At 38.8% G+C, this 19,841-nt stretch carries 22 protein-coding genes; 7 read left to right on the top strand and 15 right to left on the bottom strand.

Annotation, left to right across the window (positions count from 1 at the left end; genetic code table 11):
- Nucleotides 1-101 precede the first annotated feature (101 nt).
- Complete coding sequence (locus tag MKY46_RS08740; RefSeq protein ID WP_271912975.1) at nucleotides 102-1,781, bottom strand: methyl-accepting chemotaxis protein; 1,680 nt, start codon at nucleotides 1,779-1,781, stop codon at nucleotides 102-104.
- 155 nt (nucleotides 1,782-1,936) lie between these two features.
- On the bottom strand, nucleotides 1,937-2,770 hold the full coding sequence (locus MKY46_RS08735) for a hypothetical protein (protein WP_058844045.1): 834 nt from the start codon (nucleotides 2,768-2,770) through the stop codon (nucleotides 1,937-1,939).
- A 103-nt stretch (nucleotides 2,771-2,873) separates the two neighbouring features.
- On the opposite strand from MKY46_RS08735, the gene MKY46_RS08730 reads away from it, so the two are divergent.
- A complete protein-coding gene (locus tag MKY46_RS08730; protein ID WP_036129275.1) occupies nucleotides 2,874-3,428 on the top strand; it encodes a hypothetical protein in 555 nt (184 codons plus the stop codon).
- Nucleotides 3,429-3,469: 41 nt separating this feature from the next.
- On the opposite strand, the gene MKY46_RS08725 is transcribed toward MKY46_RS08730, so the two are convergent.
- The 7 genes from MKY46_RS08725 to MKY46_RS08695 all read right to left on the bottom strand — a co-directional run bounded on the left by MKY46_RS08725 (nucleotide 3,470) and on the right by MKY46_RS08695 (nucleotide 6,940).
- The gene (locus MKY46_RS08725; protein WP_036129271.1) at nucleotides 3,470-4,006 is read right to left on the bottom strand and encodes a DUF1572 family protein; all 537 of its coding nucleotides are present in this window, start codon (nucleotides 4,004-4,006) and stop codon (nucleotides 3,470-3,472) included.
- A 68-nt stretch (nucleotides 4,007-4,074) separates the two neighbouring features.
- On the bottom strand, nucleotides 4,075-4,962 hold the full coding sequence (locus tag MKY46_RS08720) for a hypothetical protein (protein WP_271912971.1): 888 nt from the start codon (nucleotides 4,960-4,962) through the stop codon (nucleotides 4,075-4,077).
- Nucleotides 4,955-5,470 carry an RNA polymerase sigma factor gene (locus tag MKY46_RS08715; protein WP_101966819.1) on the bottom strand — a complete coding sequence of 172 codons (516 nt, stop codon included), beginning with the start codon at nucleotides 5,468-5,470 and terminating at the stop codon, nucleotides 4,955-4,957. The genes MKY46_RS08720 and MKY46_RS08715 overlap by 8 nt, the downstream gene beginning before the upstream one ends.
- 114 nt (nucleotides 5,471-5,584) lie before the next feature.
- Nucleotides 5,585-6,193: an SCO family protein gene (locus MKY46_RS08710; protein ID WP_036129262.1), complete on the bottom strand. Its 609-nt coding sequence runs from the start codon at nucleotides 6,191-6,193 to the stop codon at nucleotides 5,585-5,587.
- Between the two features lie 104 nt (nucleotides 6,194-6,297).
- Nucleotides 6,298-6,420: a YvrJ family protein gene (locus tag MKY46_RS08705; RefSeq protein WP_080717186.1), complete on the bottom strand. Its 123-nt coding sequence runs from the start codon at nucleotides 6,418-6,420 to the stop codon at nucleotides 6,298-6,300.
- Nucleotides 6,421-6,486: 66 nt separating this feature from the next.
- Entirely contained in the window at nucleotides 6,487-6,711 is a 225-nt protein-coding gene (locus tag MKY46_RS08700; protein WP_036129258.1) for a DUF2922 domain-containing protein, read from the bottom strand.
- A gap of 13 nt (nucleotides 6,712-6,724) precedes the next feature.
- Nucleotides 6,725-6,940, bottom strand: coding sequence for a DUF1659 domain-containing protein (locus MKY46_RS08695; RefSeq protein WP_058844042.1), 216 nt, complete (start codon nucleotides 6,938-6,940; stop codon nucleotides 6,725-6,727).
- Between the two features lie 122 nt (nucleotides 6,941-7,062).
- Between MKY46_RS08695 and MKY46_RS08690 the strand changes: the two genes are divergently transcribed.
- Nucleotides 7,063-7,491 carry a DUF2621 domain-containing protein gene (locus tag MKY46_RS08690; protein ID WP_141903346.1) on the top strand — a complete coding sequence of 143 codons (429 nt, stop codon included), beginning with the start codon at nucleotides 7,063-7,065 and terminating at the stop codon, nucleotides 7,489-7,491.
- 257 nt (nucleotides 7,492-7,748) lie between these two features.
- Here MKY46_RS08690 and MKY46_RS08685 read toward each other — a convergent pair whose 3' ends face one another.
- From MKY46_RS08685 to MKY46_RS08675, 3 genes are read right to left on the bottom strand one after another with little or no spacing between them, the layout of a single operon-like run.
- Complete coding sequence (locus tag MKY46_RS08685) at nucleotides 7,749-8,243, bottom strand: CcdC family protein (protein WP_036129247.1); 495 nt, start codon at nucleotides 8,241-8,243, stop codon at nucleotides 7,749-7,751.
- Nucleotides 8,244-8,266: 23 nt separating this feature from the next.
- Entirely contained in the window at nucleotides 8,267-8,635 is a 369-nt protein-coding gene (locus tag MKY46_RS08680) for a response regulator (RefSeq protein WP_036129242.1), read from the bottom strand.
- A 51-nt stretch (nucleotides 8,636-8,686) separates the two neighbouring features.
- Entirely contained in the window at nucleotides 8,687-9,397 is a 711-nt protein-coding gene (locus tag MKY46_RS08675) for a cytochrome c biogenesis CcdA family protein (RefSeq protein WP_058844721.1), read from the bottom strand.
- Between the two features lie 499 nt (nucleotides 9,398-9,896).
- Between MKY46_RS08675 and MKY46_RS08670 the strand changes: the two genes are divergently transcribed.
- The 4 genes from MKY46_RS08670 to MKY46_RS08655 all read left to right on the top strand — a co-directional run bounded on the left by MKY46_RS08670 (nucleotide 9,897) and on the right by MKY46_RS08655 (nucleotide 13,645).
- Nucleotides 9,897-10,625, top strand: a complete 729-nt coding sequence (locus MKY46_RS08670; protein WP_036129236.1) for a FadR/GntR family transcriptional regulator — start codon at nucleotides 9,897-9,899, stop codon at nucleotides 10,623-10,625.
- 144 nt (nucleotides 10,626-10,769) lie between these two features.
- Nucleotides 10,770-11,486, top strand: a complete 717-nt coding sequence (locus MKY46_RS08665; RefSeq protein WP_089932483.1) for a (Fe-S)-binding protein — start codon at nucleotides 10,770-10,772, stop codon at nucleotides 11,484-11,486.
- Nucleotides 11,487-11,501: 15 nt separating this feature from the next.
- On the top strand, nucleotides 11,502-12,932 hold the full coding sequence (locus tag MKY46_RS08660) for a LutB/LldF family L-lactate oxidation iron-sulfur protein (protein WP_340833960.1): 1,431 nt from the start codon (nucleotides 11,502-11,504) through the stop codon (nucleotides 12,930-12,932).
- Nucleotides 12,929-13,645 carry a LutC/YkgG family protein gene (locus MKY46_RS08655; protein WP_036129206.1) on the top strand — a complete coding sequence of 239 codons (717 nt, stop codon included), beginning with the start codon at nucleotides 12,929-12,931 and terminating at the stop codon, nucleotides 13,643-13,645. The genes MKY46_RS08660 and MKY46_RS08655 overlap by 4 nt, the downstream gene beginning before the upstream one ends.
- A gap of 78 nt (nucleotides 13,646-13,723) precedes the next feature.
- Here the strand turns inward: MKY46_RS08655 and MKY46_RS08650 are convergent, their stop codons facing one another.
- Nucleotides 13,724-15,019 carry an MFS transporter gene (locus MKY46_RS08650; protein ID WP_036129204.1) on the bottom strand — a complete coding sequence of 432 codons (1,296 nt, stop codon included), beginning with the start codon at nucleotides 15,017-15,019 and terminating at the stop codon, nucleotides 13,724-13,726.
- Between the two features lie 123 nt (nucleotides 15,020-15,142).
- Here MKY46_RS08650 and MKY46_RS08645 point away from each other — a divergent pair, with 123 nt between their 5' ends.
- A complete protein-coding gene (locus MKY46_RS08645; RefSeq protein WP_036129201.1) occupies nucleotides 15,143-16,393 on the top strand; it encodes a helix-turn-helix domain-containing protein in 1,251 nt (416 codons plus the stop codon).
- A 38-nt stretch (nucleotides 16,394-16,431) separates the two neighbouring features.
- On the opposite strand, the gene MKY46_RS08640 is transcribed toward MKY46_RS08645, so the two are convergent.
- Together MKY46_RS08640 and rarD are read right to left on the bottom strand one after the other, a co-directional pair.
- Nucleotides 16,432-18,336 (bottom strand): endonuclease MutS2, encoded by a 1,905-nt coding sequence (locus MKY46_RS08640; protein ID WP_036129198.1) that lies wholly within the window; start codon nucleotides 18,334-18,336, stop codon nucleotides 16,432-16,434.
- Between the two features lie 590 nt (nucleotides 18,337-18,926).
- On the bottom strand, nucleotides 18,927-19,835 hold the full coding sequence (rarD, locus tag MKY46_RS08635) for an EamA family transporter RarD (RefSeq protein ID WP_058844716.1): 909 nt from the start codon (nucleotides 19,833-19,835) through the stop codon (nucleotides 18,927-18,929).
- Nucleotides 19,836-19,841 lie beyond the last annotated feature (6 nt).

Genomic DNA, 19,841 nt, shown 5'->3' with positions numbered 1-19,841 from the left:
CGGATGAAATATTATTTTTCAAACATATTTTTGAATTTCTTATTATTCAGGCTTTGCAGACAACTAGAAAACCCCTGTAAATATACAGAGGTAGTGTTTCGTTAATATTTAAATGACTGTATAGACTCTTGCAAATCTATCGCCATTTTCGCTAGATGTGTAGAGGAAGCTGCTACCTCCTCCATTGCTGCATTTTGTTCTTCTGAAGAGGCTGCAACACTTTGTACATGGCGACTCGATTTCATTGAGACTTCACTAATATAATCAATTTCTTTGACTAACTTTTCTACATCCTGATGAATAGTCCGAATGGCTGTTGTCACTATCTCAGTTTGTGCTTGTACATCATTAATGGCATCATCAATCTGTATAAAATTATCTCTTGCCACATTGACCTTTTCACGTCCTACATGGACCGAATCATTGCTATTGACCATATCCTCTTCAATGACTCTCGTGCTATCGGTAATTTGTGCCACTACTTTTTCAATGTCCCCCGCTGCAAGATTGGACTCATCTGCTAGCTTGCGTACTTCCTCTGCAACAACCGCAAAGCCTTTGCCATGTTCACCGCTTCTTGCCGCTTCAATCGAGGCATTGATTGCCAGTAAATTAGTTTGTGTCGCAATACTTTTAATGACATTCACGGCTTTTACAATCGCCGCTGTATTGTCATCTAAATCTTGCACACGGGTATTTAACTCGCTTGTATTGGCAGAAATTTCATTCATTTGTTCCGTCACATCATGCACAGAAGAACGCCCTATACTCGCCATATTTTTCGTTTCGACGGTTGCATGATTCACGTTATGGATACTTGTAGAAATATCATTCATTTTCTTTAAAATATGAGCTGATAAATTCCGTACATCGCTTGTTAAAGTGTCCTGCTGGTCAATTCCTTGTGCAATATCGTGAATAGATTCCGTCACCACTTCTGTCGCCTGTGTAACCTCCATGCTACTAGCCGTCAGTTGTTCTGATGTGGCTGCAACTTGTTCGGAGGAGTTGCCTACTTGTTTCATCATCAGTCGAAGCTTTTGTGACATACTATTAAAGGACTCGGCCAAATGGGCGAATTCATCCTTGGTTTTAAATTGTAAATGCGTGTGCAAATTCCCTTCAGAGAATTTATCCATTTCTATTACTGTTTGCTGAATGTTTTTAGCGATTCGTCTCCCAAATACTGTGGCAATGATGATACTAACAATCAAAGAAATAACGGCTAGTATTGTAATTTCTACCCCGCTTCTTTCTCCTTCTTGCTTGGTTGCTTCAATATGAGCTTGCATCTCTTCCTGTTGAGCCGTTGCCATCGTCTTACCAAAGACAACTAACTTCAGAGAACCTTCACCTAAAATTGGCAATGCTTGCTGTTGGGCTTGTTGATGATCTCCTCGTTGATAAAGTGGCACTATCTGCCCATCTATCGCCTTTTCCCAATCGGCTAGTTGCTGTAAAAACTGCTCAAATTCTTCATTGCTATCGCCTTTTTCTTGGAGACGATTAATCGACGTATGTAAGGTCTCGCGGATTTCATGGTGGTTGTTAAGCATTTCTTCCTTGCCATATAATATATACCCACGAATAGCTGCATTTGCTCGAACTGTTTGGAACGAGATATCTTGATATAAATGAATAAATTCTGTCTTGTCTTCAATTTCTGCTAGAGTCTGATTATTATGATTCAAGTAGTATAATGCAATACCTGAAATAAGCAGTAGGAAGACGAGTACAATGCCAAAAGCAATTTGTAGTTTTCGTTCCACAGTTAGTCTCATATGATTCCCTCAATTCTACTATAATCATATTGAGTATAGCCTACCTAAACCTATTAACCTATATAATATGTATCTATCCTCATAAATTATCGCTAAAATTTAACAAAAATAAGAACTCCACGCTCAATCTATTGACAATAATATCCACTATATCGCTAGTTTAAATAGGTAGAAAGCATTTGGAAACCGTAGAGGTAAACCCAAAAGAGAGGGAGCAACAGAACCATTTTAAGAAAAAGCCCTCTTTTTTCAACATATTCTCGAATGCCTGAAGTAAGCATAATAGCACTTAGTAACAATAAGCTATGCTGAGCCCCATAGATCTGCAAAGAAAATGTAATAACGAATGGCAAGGCGGCTGGAAAAATAAAATCTGCTAACGGTCTCTTGCTCTTCGCTTTGTTTAAATATATGGGAGGAGCCGTTTCTTTTTCTATCGATTTAGCCCCTGTAAGTTTCTTTGCTAGCATAAAGGCTAGACTGAAAAATATAATTGTATACACAATAAATAATAGAAACGGCATTCTACTTTCTTCATTCAACAAATGAAAATAATCCACCATATCTTGTGCCTTTAGTTCATAATACTGCATCGTTTTCTGATCCATTAGGAATAATCGTTCATCCTTGCTAATCACCTTCACGGCCATTTCCTTGCCATTATAAAGACGTATATATAAGTCGCTTACCGTAGTAGCATTAGCTGGTCGACTAACCGGATTTTTTGGGGACTGTAATGCTTGTTGGAGATGTTCCTTGTCTTTCACCTCATAACGGTTGATGTAGAACACTTGCTTTAATGGATACAAATATTGCTCCTTGCTATCACTTCCAGACAAATACCAAGCCTCTTGAATTGTTTGAAATTCACTATGATGCAGGGATACTAGCTCCTCTCGCTGCCTTTCATTGTAACTGAAAAGTAGAAGTGTACTTATACTAAGAATAATGCCTAGTAACAGTGTATAAATATGGCCTCCCTTGTGCATCCCTACGCCTCCTTTACAGACTTTTATATATAGTAATTATTGTAATATACGGTTTACACTCCCAATAAGTTTCATCTATACTAATAATAGAGGTGAAGCAAATATGAGTAAACCAGCATTATACGTACATTTAGTCATTGGACCTGATTGTGATTTCGAATCCATGGCCATCAGAGCGGCACTAGAATCCTTTGATGCACGGGTGACAATTCATTTAATCGGAAGACCAAATGATTTGATTGATGTCTTGTCTGGAGAGGATCTGCCAAGCAAAATGGACTATCTTATTTTAAACTTCCACGGTAATGAGGGACGCTTTTGTTTACCCGAGTTAGGCGAAGATGTATATGAAGACAATGAACCTAAAAGTATCTACTTTGAACGACAGGATGTCCTATCCTATTGTCAGCTACAGGATGTCAAGGTGATAGCAGCTGGCTGTACATTAGGCTGGCAACAGCTAGCGACAGCCTTTTTAGAAAGTGGCTGTCACTCCTATTTAGCACCCGATGATTATATAGAAGGTAACGCAAATCTCATGTTTCTTATTCGCTTTTTCTATGAGATCATCACGAATCAAAGAAATCAGCAGGAAGCATTCGAACTCGCCCAAGCTATTGATGCAGAAACGACCATGTACAAGCTATATTTAACATAAAAAGATCGTAGCACATGTTATTGGCTACGATCTTTCTTTAGTTAACGTTGCTGTTTATCTAGCATGGATTCTGTAAAAGCCTGTGACTGTCCTTTTGGAATACTAAGCGTTTGCCAAGCAGAGCCCTTAACTTGTTTCGCAATATAAATAATTTGACCGACATGCTGTGCATAATGCGCCATCTGTCTTTCAATGGCATCAATGACTGCTAGCTGCTCTCCTCTAATTGTGACATATCGCTGCAAATCAGATTCTGTTAAACTCGCTAAGGCGTCTAAAAACACTTGCCAACCCTTTTCCCAAGCTACGAGCATGGCCTCTTTCGTGTGAAGACTATCCATAAACTCATCATCTCGATTACGTGTAGACTTCTCACCATCCGTCGTTAAAAAATCTGTCCAGCGTGAAATCATATTGCCACTAACATGCTTCACAATAACTGCGATACTATTGGATTCCTCATTATACGCCCAATGTAACTGTGCCTCTTCTAATTGGGCAAGCGCCTTATCCCCCTGCTCTTTCACATTGTTAAATCTTTTTTGAACAACTTGTAAATAAGTGTGTGCGATTGTCATGATTGTACCCATCCCCTCTTTTCTATCATTCTATAATAGTTCAAAGGGATTGTCTCATCTGCGCTTTACTAATCGCCAAGAATAAACGTCCTTACGATGGTCGCCATTTTTTCTTGGACTTCTTGTGGGTCGCCATCTAATTGATAACCAATATGATAGACATAGCCGTTATAGTACGTATAAAATTCATTGGCATTTGTAGTCATTTGAAAGATGCGCTTATCTGTTTCATCGTAATTATAGTAAATGTAAACAAAACCTCGATCTGGTGTCATCTCCCGATAATATAAAGGATTCATAAAATTTAAACCTACATTTGAAACTTTAATCCCTAAAGTTTCCTCAATATCTTTCGATTTAATATATGTTGATAAGGGATTACGATTTACATTTGTCACTGAGAAATTAATGTATTGTAGATCCCTGCCAGTGGAGGATTTTTCTTTATAGCTAAATTGAAATTGCGTTTGTTGACTGCCATCATCCATTTTGGATGATACCGCATAGACCTCCTGAATATTTGGTTGAAATGGCAACTCTTCCGGTGTAGTAAGATGAACGACATTGCCCAGTGAGGTTGCTACTGATTGCATAGCCACGAAACCCTGAAGTGGTGCATAATATTTGATATTTTTTGCCTGACTTAAAAAATTGGCTAGCGGGAAAAACTGACTGTATGTTGTATCTGTTCCTTCCACTTCTGTTTGAAACAAATCCGTAAAAGGAGGTTTTTCTTCTTCATTCATTACCTGTGTCGTCAGTTGATTAGACGGTTTGGCTGCTTGCCAGGCAATGAAAAATAAAATAGAGCATGTCATCATGATGGTAACTGCACGATACGTCCACTTTGGTTTGGACGGATAAGGCTCTTGCTGAATTTGTTGGCGAACCTTATGTATGATTGCTTCTTTATGTGCTGAAACATCTTGTAACGCCTGCATTGTATGCTTATCCATGGAAAAGTACCTCCCATTCAATATGTTGCAAATCTATTTTTAATAGCTCCTTCCCCTTCTTTAAACGAGATTTCACAGTACCTTCAGGAATTGTAAGTAATTCCGCAATCTCTTTAATCGTCATCTCCTCTAAATAAAAATAAACGATTGCTTCGCGTTGCTTGATTGGTAAGCGTAAAATCGCTTCATCTAGTAAGGCTTGCTCATCTTGACGAATCAGTGTGTCCTGTAAGACCATTTTTTGCTTTGTAAAAAATCTATGCTGCAATGTAATTTTTCTGTATGCCCAGCTTTTTAAGTAATCCTTACATTTATTGATTGTCATGCGGGCAAGATATGCTTTCATCTCCCCTCTCTCTTCATAATCCTTTTGATGATAAAATTTAATAAATACGTCCTGCACAATATCTTCGGCTATTTGTAAATCCTTCGTATAGTAATAAGCAATTCGAAACATTTGCTCCGTATGTATAGCCATTAGCTGCTCTAATTTTTCGTTATCTGACATGTGATTTCCCTCCTTCCACACTATAAACGATTCCCAACCAGAAAAAGATTATTTTTCCAGCTTAAAATGACATAAAAAAACCGCCTCTAAAATTCGAGACGGTTTATTGCTACTTTATAAATTTTCATCAATATATGTTTCGATATCGGAAGCTATCGTATCAATTGGTACATCTTCAATATTTTCAGCAAAGCCATTATACATTTTGACCATTACACCATCTTTGTCCACTAAGAAAAATTGATTGCCATGAATGACTTGGTCACTGTTAGGGTCGTTTTTCACTAATATCTTTGTATTTTTCACTGCAAACTGTTCAATATATTTTTGTGAATAGCCTGTCAGAAGATTCCACTTAGATTCATCTGGCACATTGTATTTACTGATATAATTAGCTAACACTTCTGGTTTATCAACGTCTGGATCTACTGAAAAGGCAACGATGTGATAATCCTCTACTCCTTTTTTCTGGAGCTTTTCCTGCACTTGTGCCATGTTCAATGACATCGGCGGGCAAATCGATATACAGTTCGTGAAAATATACATGCCGATCCAAGGCTTACCTTTTAAACTTTCGAGCGAAACGGTTTCACCACGTTGATTAATATGTTCAAAATCGGGTATTTCGAGGCTGTAGTCTGCTTTAAATTTTGAATTTCCACATGCGCCAAGCACAGATGCACAGGCTAAAAGTAGAACTAGCCCTATTAACTTACGTTTCATGTCAACACTCTCCCTAACCTACACTACCCTCATCCTACCGTAGGTTGTAAACGTTGACAAGAACTTCTACGTGACAGCTTTCGTACATCTTTGTGAAATAAATTTCATTTTAACGAAACGAGCGCCGCATGAATCGCATCAAGCTTTACTTCGACACGGTGCAATAAATAAAATGACACTAAAATCGGAAAACCGATATCGGATATCATGTTCAGCCACGGTTCCATTTGTCTCCCCCTCTCTCCTACAGTAAAACAGGTCTTTGCGGTTTCATTGCAAAGACCTGTTTTGAATTATTCTGTTGCTACATCAAATTCTGTTACTTGGCGATCTACCATGCGTGCACCCTTGATGGAAGATAAAGCACCAGTCTGACCAGCAAAGACATTTTTAGCAAGGATCGTTGTCATAGCCTGCTGAATTTCAGCCGCTGTGATATGCGGCTTTGGTGCATCAATTGTAAGTGTTGTCGTTTTCCCATCAGTCGTTGCAAAGAGTAACTCTAAAACTTGTGTCATGTTTGATTCCTCCTTAAGATAACTCGTTTGTTTCTTGCTTGACAATACTAGCCAATGTCTGTGATGAAAGACTAGCAATGACGTGTGCAACCGCTACTAAGTCGCCCTCATTATGCGAGGGGCTAATATTTCGATATGATTTTGTGATGAATATTGGTTCATTTTGTTCATCATAGCCCGTCACATACTTAAGACGCAGTGTTGCATTTAAAAAGTGAACGTCTACCATCGAGTCTCACCTCCCTTCTGCACACTATATAATGGCGAATTGCTAAAAAAGGGACATTATAGGATGAATTTTTTTTCGGAAGCTCTTATAATAGAATGAGAGAAGGCAAAGAGGTGAACGATTTGTTACAAGGTTGGTTTTTATGGTTTATTTTATTTTGGGTTGTCGTCCTCATTTCATTGATGGCTATTGGCGGATTCTTCATGTTCCGAAAATTTTTAAAGGCACTCCCTAAACAAGATGGAAAATCAGATTTAGATTGGCAAGAATATTATTTAGATAGAACGATTCACTTATGGGGACAAGCTGAAAAAGACTTACTCTATGAGCTAGTAAGCCCTGTACCTGAGCTCTTTAGACAAGTAGCAAAGGAAAAAATTGCAGGAAAAATTGGCGAGCTCGCATTAGAAGAAAAAGCTGCTGCCATCAATAATGACCTTATTATTCGTGGATATATCCAGGCCACACCAAAACGCGATCACAAATTTTTACGCAAAAAATTAGAACAAATGCACATTGACATCGCCCCCTACGAACATTTATTTGATTAAAAAAACGCTGCACGAAGCTATGTGCAGCGTTTTTTCTTATTTATAATGTGGGTGTTCGTGGCTATCCGCTGCTTTTCTGGTTCTATCCTCTTCTTTCGCAAAGCTATCCTTCGCTTTCCTCATTCTATCCGCTACTTTTGCTGTTTTATCCACCACTTCTGAGCTTCTATCCACGCTTCAAAATTCTATCCTCTACTTTTAAGCTTCTATCCACACTTTTGCTGTTCAAGCACAAAAAAACTACACTAGCTTCTGCACTAGTGTAGTTTTGGAATTGTTTTTTTGACTCTTTTAAACTGGATCAGCATAGCGATTCGCCAAGGTAATAGCATGGCGAAGGCTAGTATCCAGAACATACCTGCTAATTCACCGACATCGATGGAACTACTTAAAATCATTTTCGCTACGACTCGGAATATTAACAGACCGAATAAAATAAAAACGAAGGCTTTGGAACGTTTTAAATAGATGTCTCGTCCCTTTACTTCAAATTTCGAAGTAGCAATTAAGATTGTCGAGAACAACATGCCCACCGCGGCTGCTTCTAAAATTTGCATGGCTGGCACGCGGAATTGCTCAAATAAAAACATGAGTGCACCAGAAGACATGGCAATTGGTGGGATAATAATTTTCTTCTCATTTGTCGGCTTTTTGGAAGCTCTCATTCGTATGATCATCACAAAGCCGCCCATAAGAATGGCCATGATAGTTGACCCTATAACATAATAGTGAGAAGGGATACTGCTCAACATAAAAATCCTCCTCTAATGTCTAATTAGCAATTTTGACCAAGTAATTGATCGGCGACAGCCTTTAATCTTTCTGGCTCGAAAGGTTTTGTGATAAAATCCTTGGCGCCGCTTTCAATCGCTTCTACGATTAATTTTTGCTGACCTAATGCTGTCACCATAATAATTTTTGCATTTGGAAATTCTGGGACGATTTTTTTTACTGCCGCAATACCGGTCATAACGGGCATCGTTACATCCATTGTGACTAAATCTGGTTGTAAATCACGATACATCGCCACAGCTTCTTTGCCATTTGCTGCTTTACCGACTACCTCATAACCCCATTCTGAAAACATATTACTGATTGCAACACGCATGAATAGCGTATCATCCACTACTAAAACTGTAGGCACATGTTCATCTCCCTCCGCGTTAAAGTTCGGTATGCCTTTTAGTTTAACAAATTAAAAGCCTGTAAATCCACCGAAAATAGGCTGTAAAACGCGGGTAATATACGTTAAGCCGTCAAAGAATAATAAAATCCCCACGGCAATCATGACATAACCACCGATTTTCACAATTTTTTGGCTGTGTGTACGAATCCATGTCATACGTGAAATAAAGAAAGATAGCACGAAGAATGGAATCGCAAATCCTAAATAATACGCAAGCATATAGCTAAAGCCCGCACCAGGATTTGTACTAGCTAACATAATAATAGACGCAAGGATTGGTCCCGTACATGGTGTCCAACCTGCCGCAAAGGCAATACCAATTAAGACAGATCCAAAATAGCCAGACGGTCTATTTTTAAATTGGAACTTTCGATCCTTCATTAAGAAGTCTACTTGCAATAATCCGACAATCATTAAACCGAATACTACAATTAAAATAGCGCCAACCTGTCGTAATAAAGTTTGATAATTTAGGAAAAACTCCGCCGCAAATGAAGCGCTTAGTCCAATAATGATAAAGATAATTGAAAATCCTAGTAAAAAGAATAATGTGTGGAAAATGGCACGTTTTTGAAGCATGCCTTTTTCTGATTTTAGCTCATCTAGTGTCATACCCGTTATGTACGATAAAAATGCTGGATATAGTGGAAGAGTACATGGTGAAATAAAACTTAAAAACCCTGCACCAAAAGCTAAAAATACGTTAATATCAGATCCCATATTTTTTAATCGCTCCTTACAGTTACTGCATTCATCGTACCAAAAAAAAGGCTAAAAAGCGTCCTTTCTGTTTGTGAACGTTTCATGGCAAAATAATGAGGTTTTTAAGAAGTTCCATCAAGCTCCTTCTGCATTATGCCCTCCTCTTGATTTTCTGTCAACATAATCCGTCATTCTTCTACCCTATTATAGAAGTTATCGCTCACTCCTTTCCTCTAGCCTTGACATTGTCGATTGCTTGCCGTTATTGTTGAAAGAGGCTTTAGTAGTGAAACCCTCTTAATTATTGTAAGAAACTATTCAGACGAACAGATTCATCATAACACCAATTCATCAGATGACCATATTATAAGGTAACATTAACAATATTATTATCTTACATTTCGACAAGAATCCCCTACTCCACAAAGTGTTCATGTTAACCATGAGTATATGACTACTTTTCATGTATAATATTGATAACCGATGTGCAATGGATCGAAAAAAAGAGGTGTAGCCCTTGAAATTAAGAAAAATTAAACCAAAAAAGATTTATGAAGAAGTATCCGAAATCCTGCATGAAAAAATCAGGGCTGGTGTCCTAAAACCAGGCGATCGACTGGACTCTGTAGAACAGCTTGCCGAACAATTACAAGTGAGTCGATCCGCCGTTCGAGAAGCGCTCTCTGCATTAAAAGCTATGGGGTTAATTGAAATCAAGCAAGGCTCTGGAACTTTTGTCAAAAGTGTACCAGCCAAGCAACTTGATTTTCCTTTATCCACTGCCATGTTAACAAATAAACAGGATATTGCACATTTATTAGAGGTGCGTAAAATAATTGAAGTAGGAGCAGCAGCAAGTGCAGCAATCCATCGTTCAGAACAGGATGTACAAGCGATGTTACAAATTTTAGAGAACATGAAGCAAGCACATGGGGATGGTGAACTCGGTGAAAAAGTAGATTATCAATTCCATGCAGCTATTTCCACTGCCTCACAAAACCCTCTACTCGCTACAATCTTAGATCAAATTTCTGGCCTAATGATAGACACGATGAAAGAAACGCGACGAATATGGTTGTACTCCCAGAAAACAACGAGCGAACAATTATATGACGAACATATGCAAATCTTCCTCGCAATTAAACAACAAAATGAGGAGCTAGCCAAACATGCCATGGCGTCTCATTTAAGCAATGTTGAAAAAGTGCTCTTACAATATTTTGAAACAACTGAGTCTCAATCATAGTAAACTGCCTAGCACTCACTAGGTAGTTTTTTTATTTTCCGAAAATTCATGAAAAATAGTTTTATTCTCTGTAAAATTTGTTGTATGATAAAATCACCGATAAGTCATCGGATGACCAGTTGTTTTTTAAAAGGAGCGATAAAGATGAAAGTCACACTATTTGCCACTTGCCTAGTGGATTTGTTTCAAGGGGATGTAGGGAAAGCCGTTGTTGAGGTGTTAGAGAGACTTGGCTGTGAGATTGATTTTCCAGAGGATCAAATTTGCTGTGGTCAGCCTGCCTACAATAGCGGCTATGTGAAGGAATCGAAAAATGCGATGAAAAAAATGATTACAGCCTTTGAGCATGCTGAATACGTCGTCTCCCCCTCAGGTTCTTGTGCTTATATGTTAAAAGAATATCCTGAGGTTTTTAAAGAAGACCTGATCTGGGCAACAAAGGCACAAGCATTAGCAGATAAAACCTATGAATTTACAGAGTTTATTGTCAACGTTTTAAAGATAAACGATGTCGGAGCTCATTTAGAAGGCAAAGCTACTTATCACACATCCTGTCATATGACACGATTGCTTGGTGTAACAGATGCACCTTTTCAATTATTAAAAAATGTCAAGGGCTTACACTATGTGGACCTCCCTGGCAAAGATCGATGCTGTGGGTTTGGTGGTACATTCTCAGTCAAAATGGGCAATATTTCTGGAGAAATGGTCAATGAAAAAGTACACAATGTGGAAGAAACAGGGGCAAATATTTTAATTGGGGCAGATGCTGGCTGTTTAATGAATATTGGTGGCCGCATTCACCGTCAAGGCAAGCCGATTAAAGTGATGCATATTGCAGAAGTCTTAAACTGCCGTTAAGAGGGGGAAATTAGAATGGCTATGAAAACAAGTGATGATCGCTTTCATCAACGTGTAACGAAAGAGCTGGAAAATCAATTTATGCGTCATGCTGTTTCGAGTGCCCAAGAACGTTTCCAAACACGCCGCCTTCAACAAACAAGAGAATTGGGACATTGGGAAGAATGGCGCTCGCATGGTGAGGAAATTCGCAAGCATGTTTTAGCTAATTTAGATTATTACCTCTATCAATTAAGTGAAAATGTTGCTAAAAGAGGTGGACATGTTTTCTTTGCCCAAACCGCACAAGAAGCAACAGCGTACATTCAAAGTATTGCGAAACAAAAGAATGCGACAAAAATTGTGAAGTCAAAATCCATGGTGACAGAAGAAATTAACTTAAACACGGCTTTAGAGGCGCTTGGTTGTGAAGTGATTGAGACAGACTTAGGCGAATATATTTTGCAGGTCGCAGATCACGAGCCGCCATCCCATATTGTGGCGCCAGCCTTGCATAAAAATAAGGAACAAATTCGCGATGTTTTTAAAGAAAAACAAGGCTATCGTCAAACCGAGAAGCCTGAGGAGCTTGCTCTCTATGTGCGGGAAAAATTAAGACAGGAATATTTAACCGCAAATATCGGTATTACAGGCTGCAACTTTGCTATCGCAGAAAGTGGTTCGATTACACTCGTCACAAATGAGGGCAACGCGGATTTAGTAACAGCGCTGCCGAAAACGCAAATCACAGTCATGGGGATGGAAAGAATTGTTCCTACATTTGAAGATATGGAGGTCCTTGTTAGCTTACTGACTAGAAGTGCGGTTGGTCAAAAGCTAACAAGCTATATTACCACACTAACAGGGATTAAAGGCGAGGGCGAAACGGATGGACCTGAGGAATTCCATTTAGTCATAGTTGATAATGGGCGCTCTGCGATTTTAGGTGGCGAATTTCAACCTATTTTACAATGCATTCGCTGTGCTGCCTGTGTCAATGCTTGTCCAGTCTATCGACATGTTGGCGGGCATACGTATGGCTCTATCTATTCTGGTCCTGTTGGGGTTGTCCTGTCTCCGTTATTAGGAGGCTATGATGATTTTAAAGAACTGCCATACGCTTCTACATTGTGTGGTGCTTGCACGGATGCATGCCCTGTTAAAATTCCTTTACATCAGCTGATTCATCGACATCGTCAAGTTATTGTAGAGAATGAAGGCAAAGCACCCATGTCTGAAAAGCTTTTAATGAAGGCTTTCGGTTTAGGGGCTTCCTCCCCTACTCTCTATAAAATGGCAACAAAAATAGCTGCTCCAGCTATGTCCCCTTTTACGAAGGACCATACCATTTCAAAGGGGCCAGGCCCATTAAAGGCTTGGACTGAAGCAAGGGATTTCCCAGCACCAAATAAAGATAGTTTCCGAGATTGGATGAAGCAGCGTACAAAAGGAGGCAAGCATGAATGACAAGTATGATTCAACACCGAGAGAGCTTTTTAGCTAACATTGCTAAACAGCTTGGCCGTTCTCCTAAAACAGAACTTCCACGCCCAACTTGGCAGTATCAGCCACAAGATCGTGTGCTCAAGGAGTCGACACAGGATGAATTAGTAGAGGTTTTAATCAAGCAATGTGCTAACATTCATACGGATATTAAAATATCTAGTACGTCCACACTTCCCCAGGATTTACAAGCTATTGTTGACCATTATGGTGGTCAGTCCGTCATTACATGGAAGGACGAAAGATTGAAAGATTATGGACTATCTCCACTAATGACCGAACAATGGCCACAAGCCAATATCGAACTCTATGAATGGAATGCACAGCAACCTGAGGAAAATATTAGGCAAGCAGAAAAAGCAAATATTGGCATTACGATAAGTGAAATGACTTTGGCGGAATCAGGAACTGCTGTGCTTTTTAGTAGTAAGAATCGAGGGAGAAGCGTTAGCTTTTTACCAGAAAAATCGATTATTTTAATCCCAAAAAGTACGATTGTCCCTCGTATGACACAAGCAGCACGTTGGATTAGCGAAAAAATCCGTCGTGGTGACAACATTCCTTCCTGCATTAACTTTATAACAGGTCCCAGCAACTCAGCAGATATTGAAATGATTCTCATCGTTGGTGTACATGGCCCTATTCAAGCTACTTATTTGGTTATTGAGGATCGTTGAAATGGCTTCATCAAAAAACCCAAACGATCTACAAAACGCTGAAGTGTTTTTGATCGTTTGGGTTTTCAATTCCTCGAGCTATGTTGTTGTATTTGGAACGTTTTCACTTGAGTTTTCTTTTTCATAATACTCTGGATGTGCTTCCTTCAAGATAGATGGACGTAGCAGTGCTAGCGAAAGGATAATAATAATGATGCTTGTTACTGGTAAAATAATAGTTGCTGGTAATGTATCATATAACATTCCATAGACCACCATACCAATTGGCATCATGGACATCGCCATTGTCTCCATTAAGCCAAAGACACGCCCGCGATACTCCTCTGCAATAATTTTTTGCATATACACCCCAATCGGCATATTAATGCCCATTTCGAAAATTGCGAAAATAAAGTAGATGATTAAATAAAAGATGATGATGGCTATATAGGAAAAGCTTGTGAGTAATGGGATAATTGCTAAGGCAACACTTCCAGCCAATAGCAATAAGCTCATTTTCGAAAAGCGTAACGGCACCTTCACTTCTGGTCTTGTTGCGAAATAAAGGGATGCCACAAGCATACCCGCTGCTCCTGAAGCCTCAATAAAACCAAAATGCATGGATTTTACTTTTAGCAATTCAATAATAATGTATGTTCCCCCTACAGCGATAGCAGAAAAGAACAAATTAATCCATAATGCCACCCACATAATGGTTTTAATAACTGTACGTTGCTTGATGTAATGAAACCCATTTTTCAGTCCATCCCACATCTTTTCTTTTATCACATCTGCCCCTCTTGTACTATAAAGATTAAAATCCATCGTAGCCTCTAAACAAAAGGCAATCGTATAGGCCACCATATTGACCATTAAAAATACATCCATGTTAAAAAATCCATACATCATACCACCGATGACTGGTCCCCCAATCGCAGCCACAGACATCGACAATTGATTAAAGGACATCGCACGCTGTAAACGCTCTGGATTGACTAGCGTTGCAATGGCAGATGAGAACGTTACACCAGAAAATGCTGAGCAAATCGTATTAAAAACAGTAGCTATGTAAATGGCATAAACAGACATTCCTACTGTTTCTGTATAGAGCAGCAAACCCCCTACGGTCAAAATAGTCCCTGCCTGTGCGATTAAAATCGTTCGTTTTTTCGAAAAGTTATCCGCAACATAGCCTGCTAAAGGGGCTACAAGTGCACGTGGTAGTACAGAACAAATCATATTCGTTGCAAAGCTCATCGCCGATCCTGTCATCGCTAAAATATACAAGCTGAAGCCAAACGCCATGACATTTGCTCCTAGCATGGCAATCATTTTGCTTGCCGTGAATGTCCACAAATGGTAGGTCGCCTTCTTTAATTTATCCGCTTCATTCATCCATAAATCCCTCCGTTTTTTAACTAAATTAAAAAGTTTAATTATATTAAACAAAATATACCACAGCTCCCCCTTTTCACGCAATAAAAAGTTTAATATAATTAAACAAAAGGAGGCGAGGTAATGGACTCTTTAGGCACACGCATTCGCAAATTAAGGAAAGAACAAAAATTAACATTAGAAGCACTTGCTGGTGATCGTCTAACAAAAGGAATGCTAAGTCAAATAGAAAATGATAAGGCCAAGCCTTCAATGGAAAGCCTTGACTATATTGCTGAGCGTTTAGGTGTAAAGGCTAGTGAGTTACTGGAAGAAGTAACCTCATCCTCCATTCGCCAGCTTTTAGAGCAGGTTGAAATTTTATTTGCAGAAGTAAAACGTGGTGATGCAGACCATCATCAAAAAATTGCAGATTTGATTAGGCCGTCTATAGAGGGGCTTCCGCTTAGTTATGAAGCAGGCCGTTTATTGTATATTTACGCTGATGCACAGTATGAAGCGGGATTAACCACATGGGAATCCCCACTTCAACAAGCACGCATCATCTTTAAAGAAATTAATTTACTGAGCCATTGGTTTAAAACCTTCGTTCTACAAATGACCATTTTCGCTGAAAAACGTCAATATAAATTGGCTTATAGCTGTATTTTACAGGCAAAAGAAATCATTGAACAAGAGGACTATCAGCTTGATTCACGGGATGCCCTGTTAATGACTTATTATTCAAGCGTTTTACAGCTTGCCATTGGGGAGCATGAGGAAGGGAAAAAGTTAATAAACGAGACAATTGCCAATGCACATAAAAACCAACTTTTCTATAAAATTGATGATATGTATCGTATTGGTGCGTATTGTGCCATGATTGACCATGACTTTAAACAAGCGGAGCATATGTTTATGAAGTTGGAACAGTATCGGGCATTTGCCGAACGTGTTCAAGTAGATGCTTTAATTTTTATTTTACGAGCACATTATTATAATAATTACAAACTTAATTATGAGCAGGCTCTGATAGAGATAGAGCGTTTTAATGAGCTCATACATGAAGATTTTGAAATTTTGGATGCAAACTATTATTATGCTGAAAAAGGAAAGTCCTGCTATTTACTTGGTCATTATGAGGAAGCGAAGGCCGCATTTGAACACTTTACAAAAAAACCGATCTTTATTAGCCATCCGTATGACATCCTAGCTTTAAATGAGTGCTTTTCCTATAAAGCCCTTTGCTATGCCCATTTTGGGGAGCTAACAACAGCCTATGACATTGCGAAAATGGCCTACACGGATTCACTGGAATTAGTTGATTTACCCTATAAACACAAAATTGAGGAAGTCTATCGGACGATTAAGGCACAAATTGATTCCATATCCTAAAATAAAGGGATTGCACAGCCTCGTGCAATCCCTTATTTTTACTGCTGACGATCGTTCTTCATTTGTTTATGGATTTTACGCAACGCCTTTTTGGAGCCTCGTTCGATATCATGCTGAAGCTTACGTTCATGATAGTCTACAAATAATGTCTCGAGATCATACCCCTCAGGATATAGCTCCTCTGCTGGTAATTCCAAGGTAAGTCGTTTGACATGCACCTCTAGCATTTGCCTCTTATAGAATACGCTGACATTATTGTATGGATTCATTTCTTCGTAGACAATGCCTACATCATCATAATCCAATAATTTTACACGGTCGCCTTTGGCAAAGGCATATGTCGCCCCCATGCTCGTTTTCTCTGCTTGTGGCTTACGAATTTTGCTGTCTTGAACAAGCATTAGCTGATAATCCTTATTATTCAAATAATCCTTTGCCCTTTGTAAAACCGTTTCACGGACATTCATTTTTTTAGAGATCCATAGGGCATTACTCTCTCCAGACGTGCCAATTAGTAATTGATACAAAGGCTCTAGTGTTTCACTATTAAAGCGCATTGCCGCATTCATAAAATCAGGATGCATCTCTGAAAATCGTTTAATTTCGCCATAATGTGTTGTCGCTACGGTGATACAGCCCATCTGGTAAAATTCCTCTAGCATTGCAATTGCCAGTGCAGCTCCTTCATTTGGTTCTGTTCCACTGCCTATTTCATCGAACAGTAAAAGTGTATGATTATTTGCTGCGCTCATAATGTCGGACAGATTTTTCATATGGGACGAAAACGTACTTAAGGCATTTTCTATACTTTGATTGTCGCCAATATCAACAAAGATATGATCAAATATCGCCATTTTAGTTCCTTTATCCGCCACGATATGAAAGCCTGACATCGTAGCTAATGTTAAGAGACCAATTGTTTTCAACACGACCGTTTTCCCTCCAGCATTTGGTCCTGTGATAATTAAGCTACGGTAGTCCCTCGCGATAGAAAACTGTAGAGGTACTGCATTTCCTGGTAGTAAAGGATGCTTGCCATTGATTAATTGGATAAAGCCATAATCATTAATATGTGGCTCCATACCACCAATTTGTCTACTGAACTTTGCCTTGGCAAAGACCATATCATACTGGCTAATTAACTCCATGTTAATATGGATGGCTTGTAGATGTTCCATTAAAAGTCCAGATAAAGTTGCTAAAATTTGATACTCCTCTACCGCTTCCTCGGCTTTTAAGGTCGCCAATTCCACATTTAATTTAGCCACTACACTCGGCTCCATAAAAACGGTTGCCCCTTTTGAGGAAATTTCCACTACTGTCCCCTGTACATGGTTTTTATAAGAAGCCTTTATCGGAATCGTATAACGATCATCTTTTTGACTAATAAAAAACTCCTGAATGTATGTTTTATTGGCACTGTTATTCAAAAATTTCGTTAAGCGTTCTTTCATTTTTTCCTCTGTCGTCTCCATATGATGGCGAATACGCTTTAATTCGCGACTAGCAGCCGAATCCACACGATTGGCTTTGATTGCAAAATTAATTTCTTCTTCAACGCTTTTAAATTCAGCCATGGAATGGGCATAAGATGAAAGAACTGGTGCAAAAAATTCCTTATCCAGCATGAATTTTTTGATGTTACGACAGCCTCGTAAAAAGTCTGACATACTGACTAGCTCACTTGGATCTAAAATCATGCCCTTTTCAAGCTTCGTCATCAAATGCTCTATATTCGATACCCCTAAAAAGGGTACATGACCCTCTGCATCTAAAATCGCACGAGCCTCTGTTGTTTCATTCAAGCGCGTTTTGACTACCTTTAAGCTTGAGCTGGGCATTAATTTATCTAAAAGTTGTTTTCCTAATCCGCTAACACAGTAGGATTTAACGATATCTTTTAATTCATCATATTGTAATTTATCAAGAGTCGTACTATTCATTTGTTTATGCTCCTCATTGTGATGTTTTATCATACATGAAGATACCTACCCAATATTAGATAGCAATGATGGTTTTTGAACATAGCAATTGCGTCTCTAAGTAATGGACGCTTCACTTTCGGCACAAAAGCATATGGGTACAGCAACATAAAAAAGCTGTGAGGATTCCCCACAGCTTCATCTTTAAAAGGCGAGTTTTTTAGCATCACAAATAAAACCTCATCTAATTGAAGTTCCAAGCATGTGTGCCACGCTTCATAAAGTATTGTAGGTATCTACATAGGTTTTTGAAATAAATCCATGACAAATTAAGGGGTGTGTTCATGACATATATCCCCTGTCGTCATAGCCTTTATTTCATTCAATTTTTACCTAGTTAGAACCTACCGCACTCACAAACATGCACCTCGCATTAAATTATCATTGTTATCTAATTATTGACATTTTACTATATGCTAGCATGGAAGTAAAGGTTGAAAAGGAAAACTTCCTCCAATTTAAAACACCTCTTTTTCTACTTCTCCATTATTGTTATCGTGGACGTCATAATTCCATCACAAAAAAAGACCTGTAGAAACTCTACAAGTCTTTTACGAAACGGATTTATGATGGGCCTTCCTTGTTTCTATGATTTTAGACCCTGAGAATAGCAGTAAAGCCGCCCAAATAATGCTGAATGCGAGGAACTCTACTTGACTAAACGGCTCTTTGTATAGCACGATGCCTAAAATCAAGACAATGGTTGGCGCCACATATTGAATAAAGCCTAGTAAATATAAAGGAATATTTTGTGCGCCCTTCGCAAATAAAATAAGCGGCACAGCTGTGACTAACCCACTGAAGATCATCAAAATGTCTGTTTTGACATCGACATGTAAAAATGAGGCTTGATGGGTTGTAAACAGATAAATGTAATAGCCTAATGCAAACGGTAAAATCAATAATGTTTCAATCGCTAATCCCCTTGTAGGGTCCAGTGTAATTTTCTTTTTCAGTACACCGTAAATAGCGAAAGATAGCGCGATCAACAATGCTACCCATGGCACAGAGCCATAATTAATCGTTAAAATAATTACCGCAATAAAAGCAATTCCCGTCGCTACCCATTGTGCACGACTTAGCGATTCTTTAAAGAAAATCACCCCAAAAATAACAGACAAGAGCGGATTAATATAATAGCCTAAGCTCGTTTCAATTAAATGGTTATGTGTGACTGCCCAAATATACAAATACCAGTTCATTGAAATAACAAAGGATGCACCCGCAAGCTGCCAAAAATGCTTTTGATGAGACCATAAATATTTTAAATCTGCAACAAGATCCTTCCGCATTCGAAAGACGATGACAGCCAGTACCGTAAAGACAAAAGACCAAATGACACGGGATAATAAAATTTCCATACTTGGTACATGTTCAAGTAGTTTCCAATATAAAGGGAATGCTCCCCAAAAGGCATAGGCTAAAATAGCAGCCAAAACCCCTTTTTTCTCATTTGACATGGCCAA

Source organism: Lysinibacillus sp. FSL M8-0355, assembly GCF_038008985.1.
GTDB lineage: Bacteria > Bacillota > Bacilli > Bacillales_A > Planococcaceae > Lysinibacillus > Lysinibacillus fusiformis_D.
Note: the sequence above shows the minus strand (reverse complement) of the source record. Positions and strands in the feature narration are given on the sequence as shown.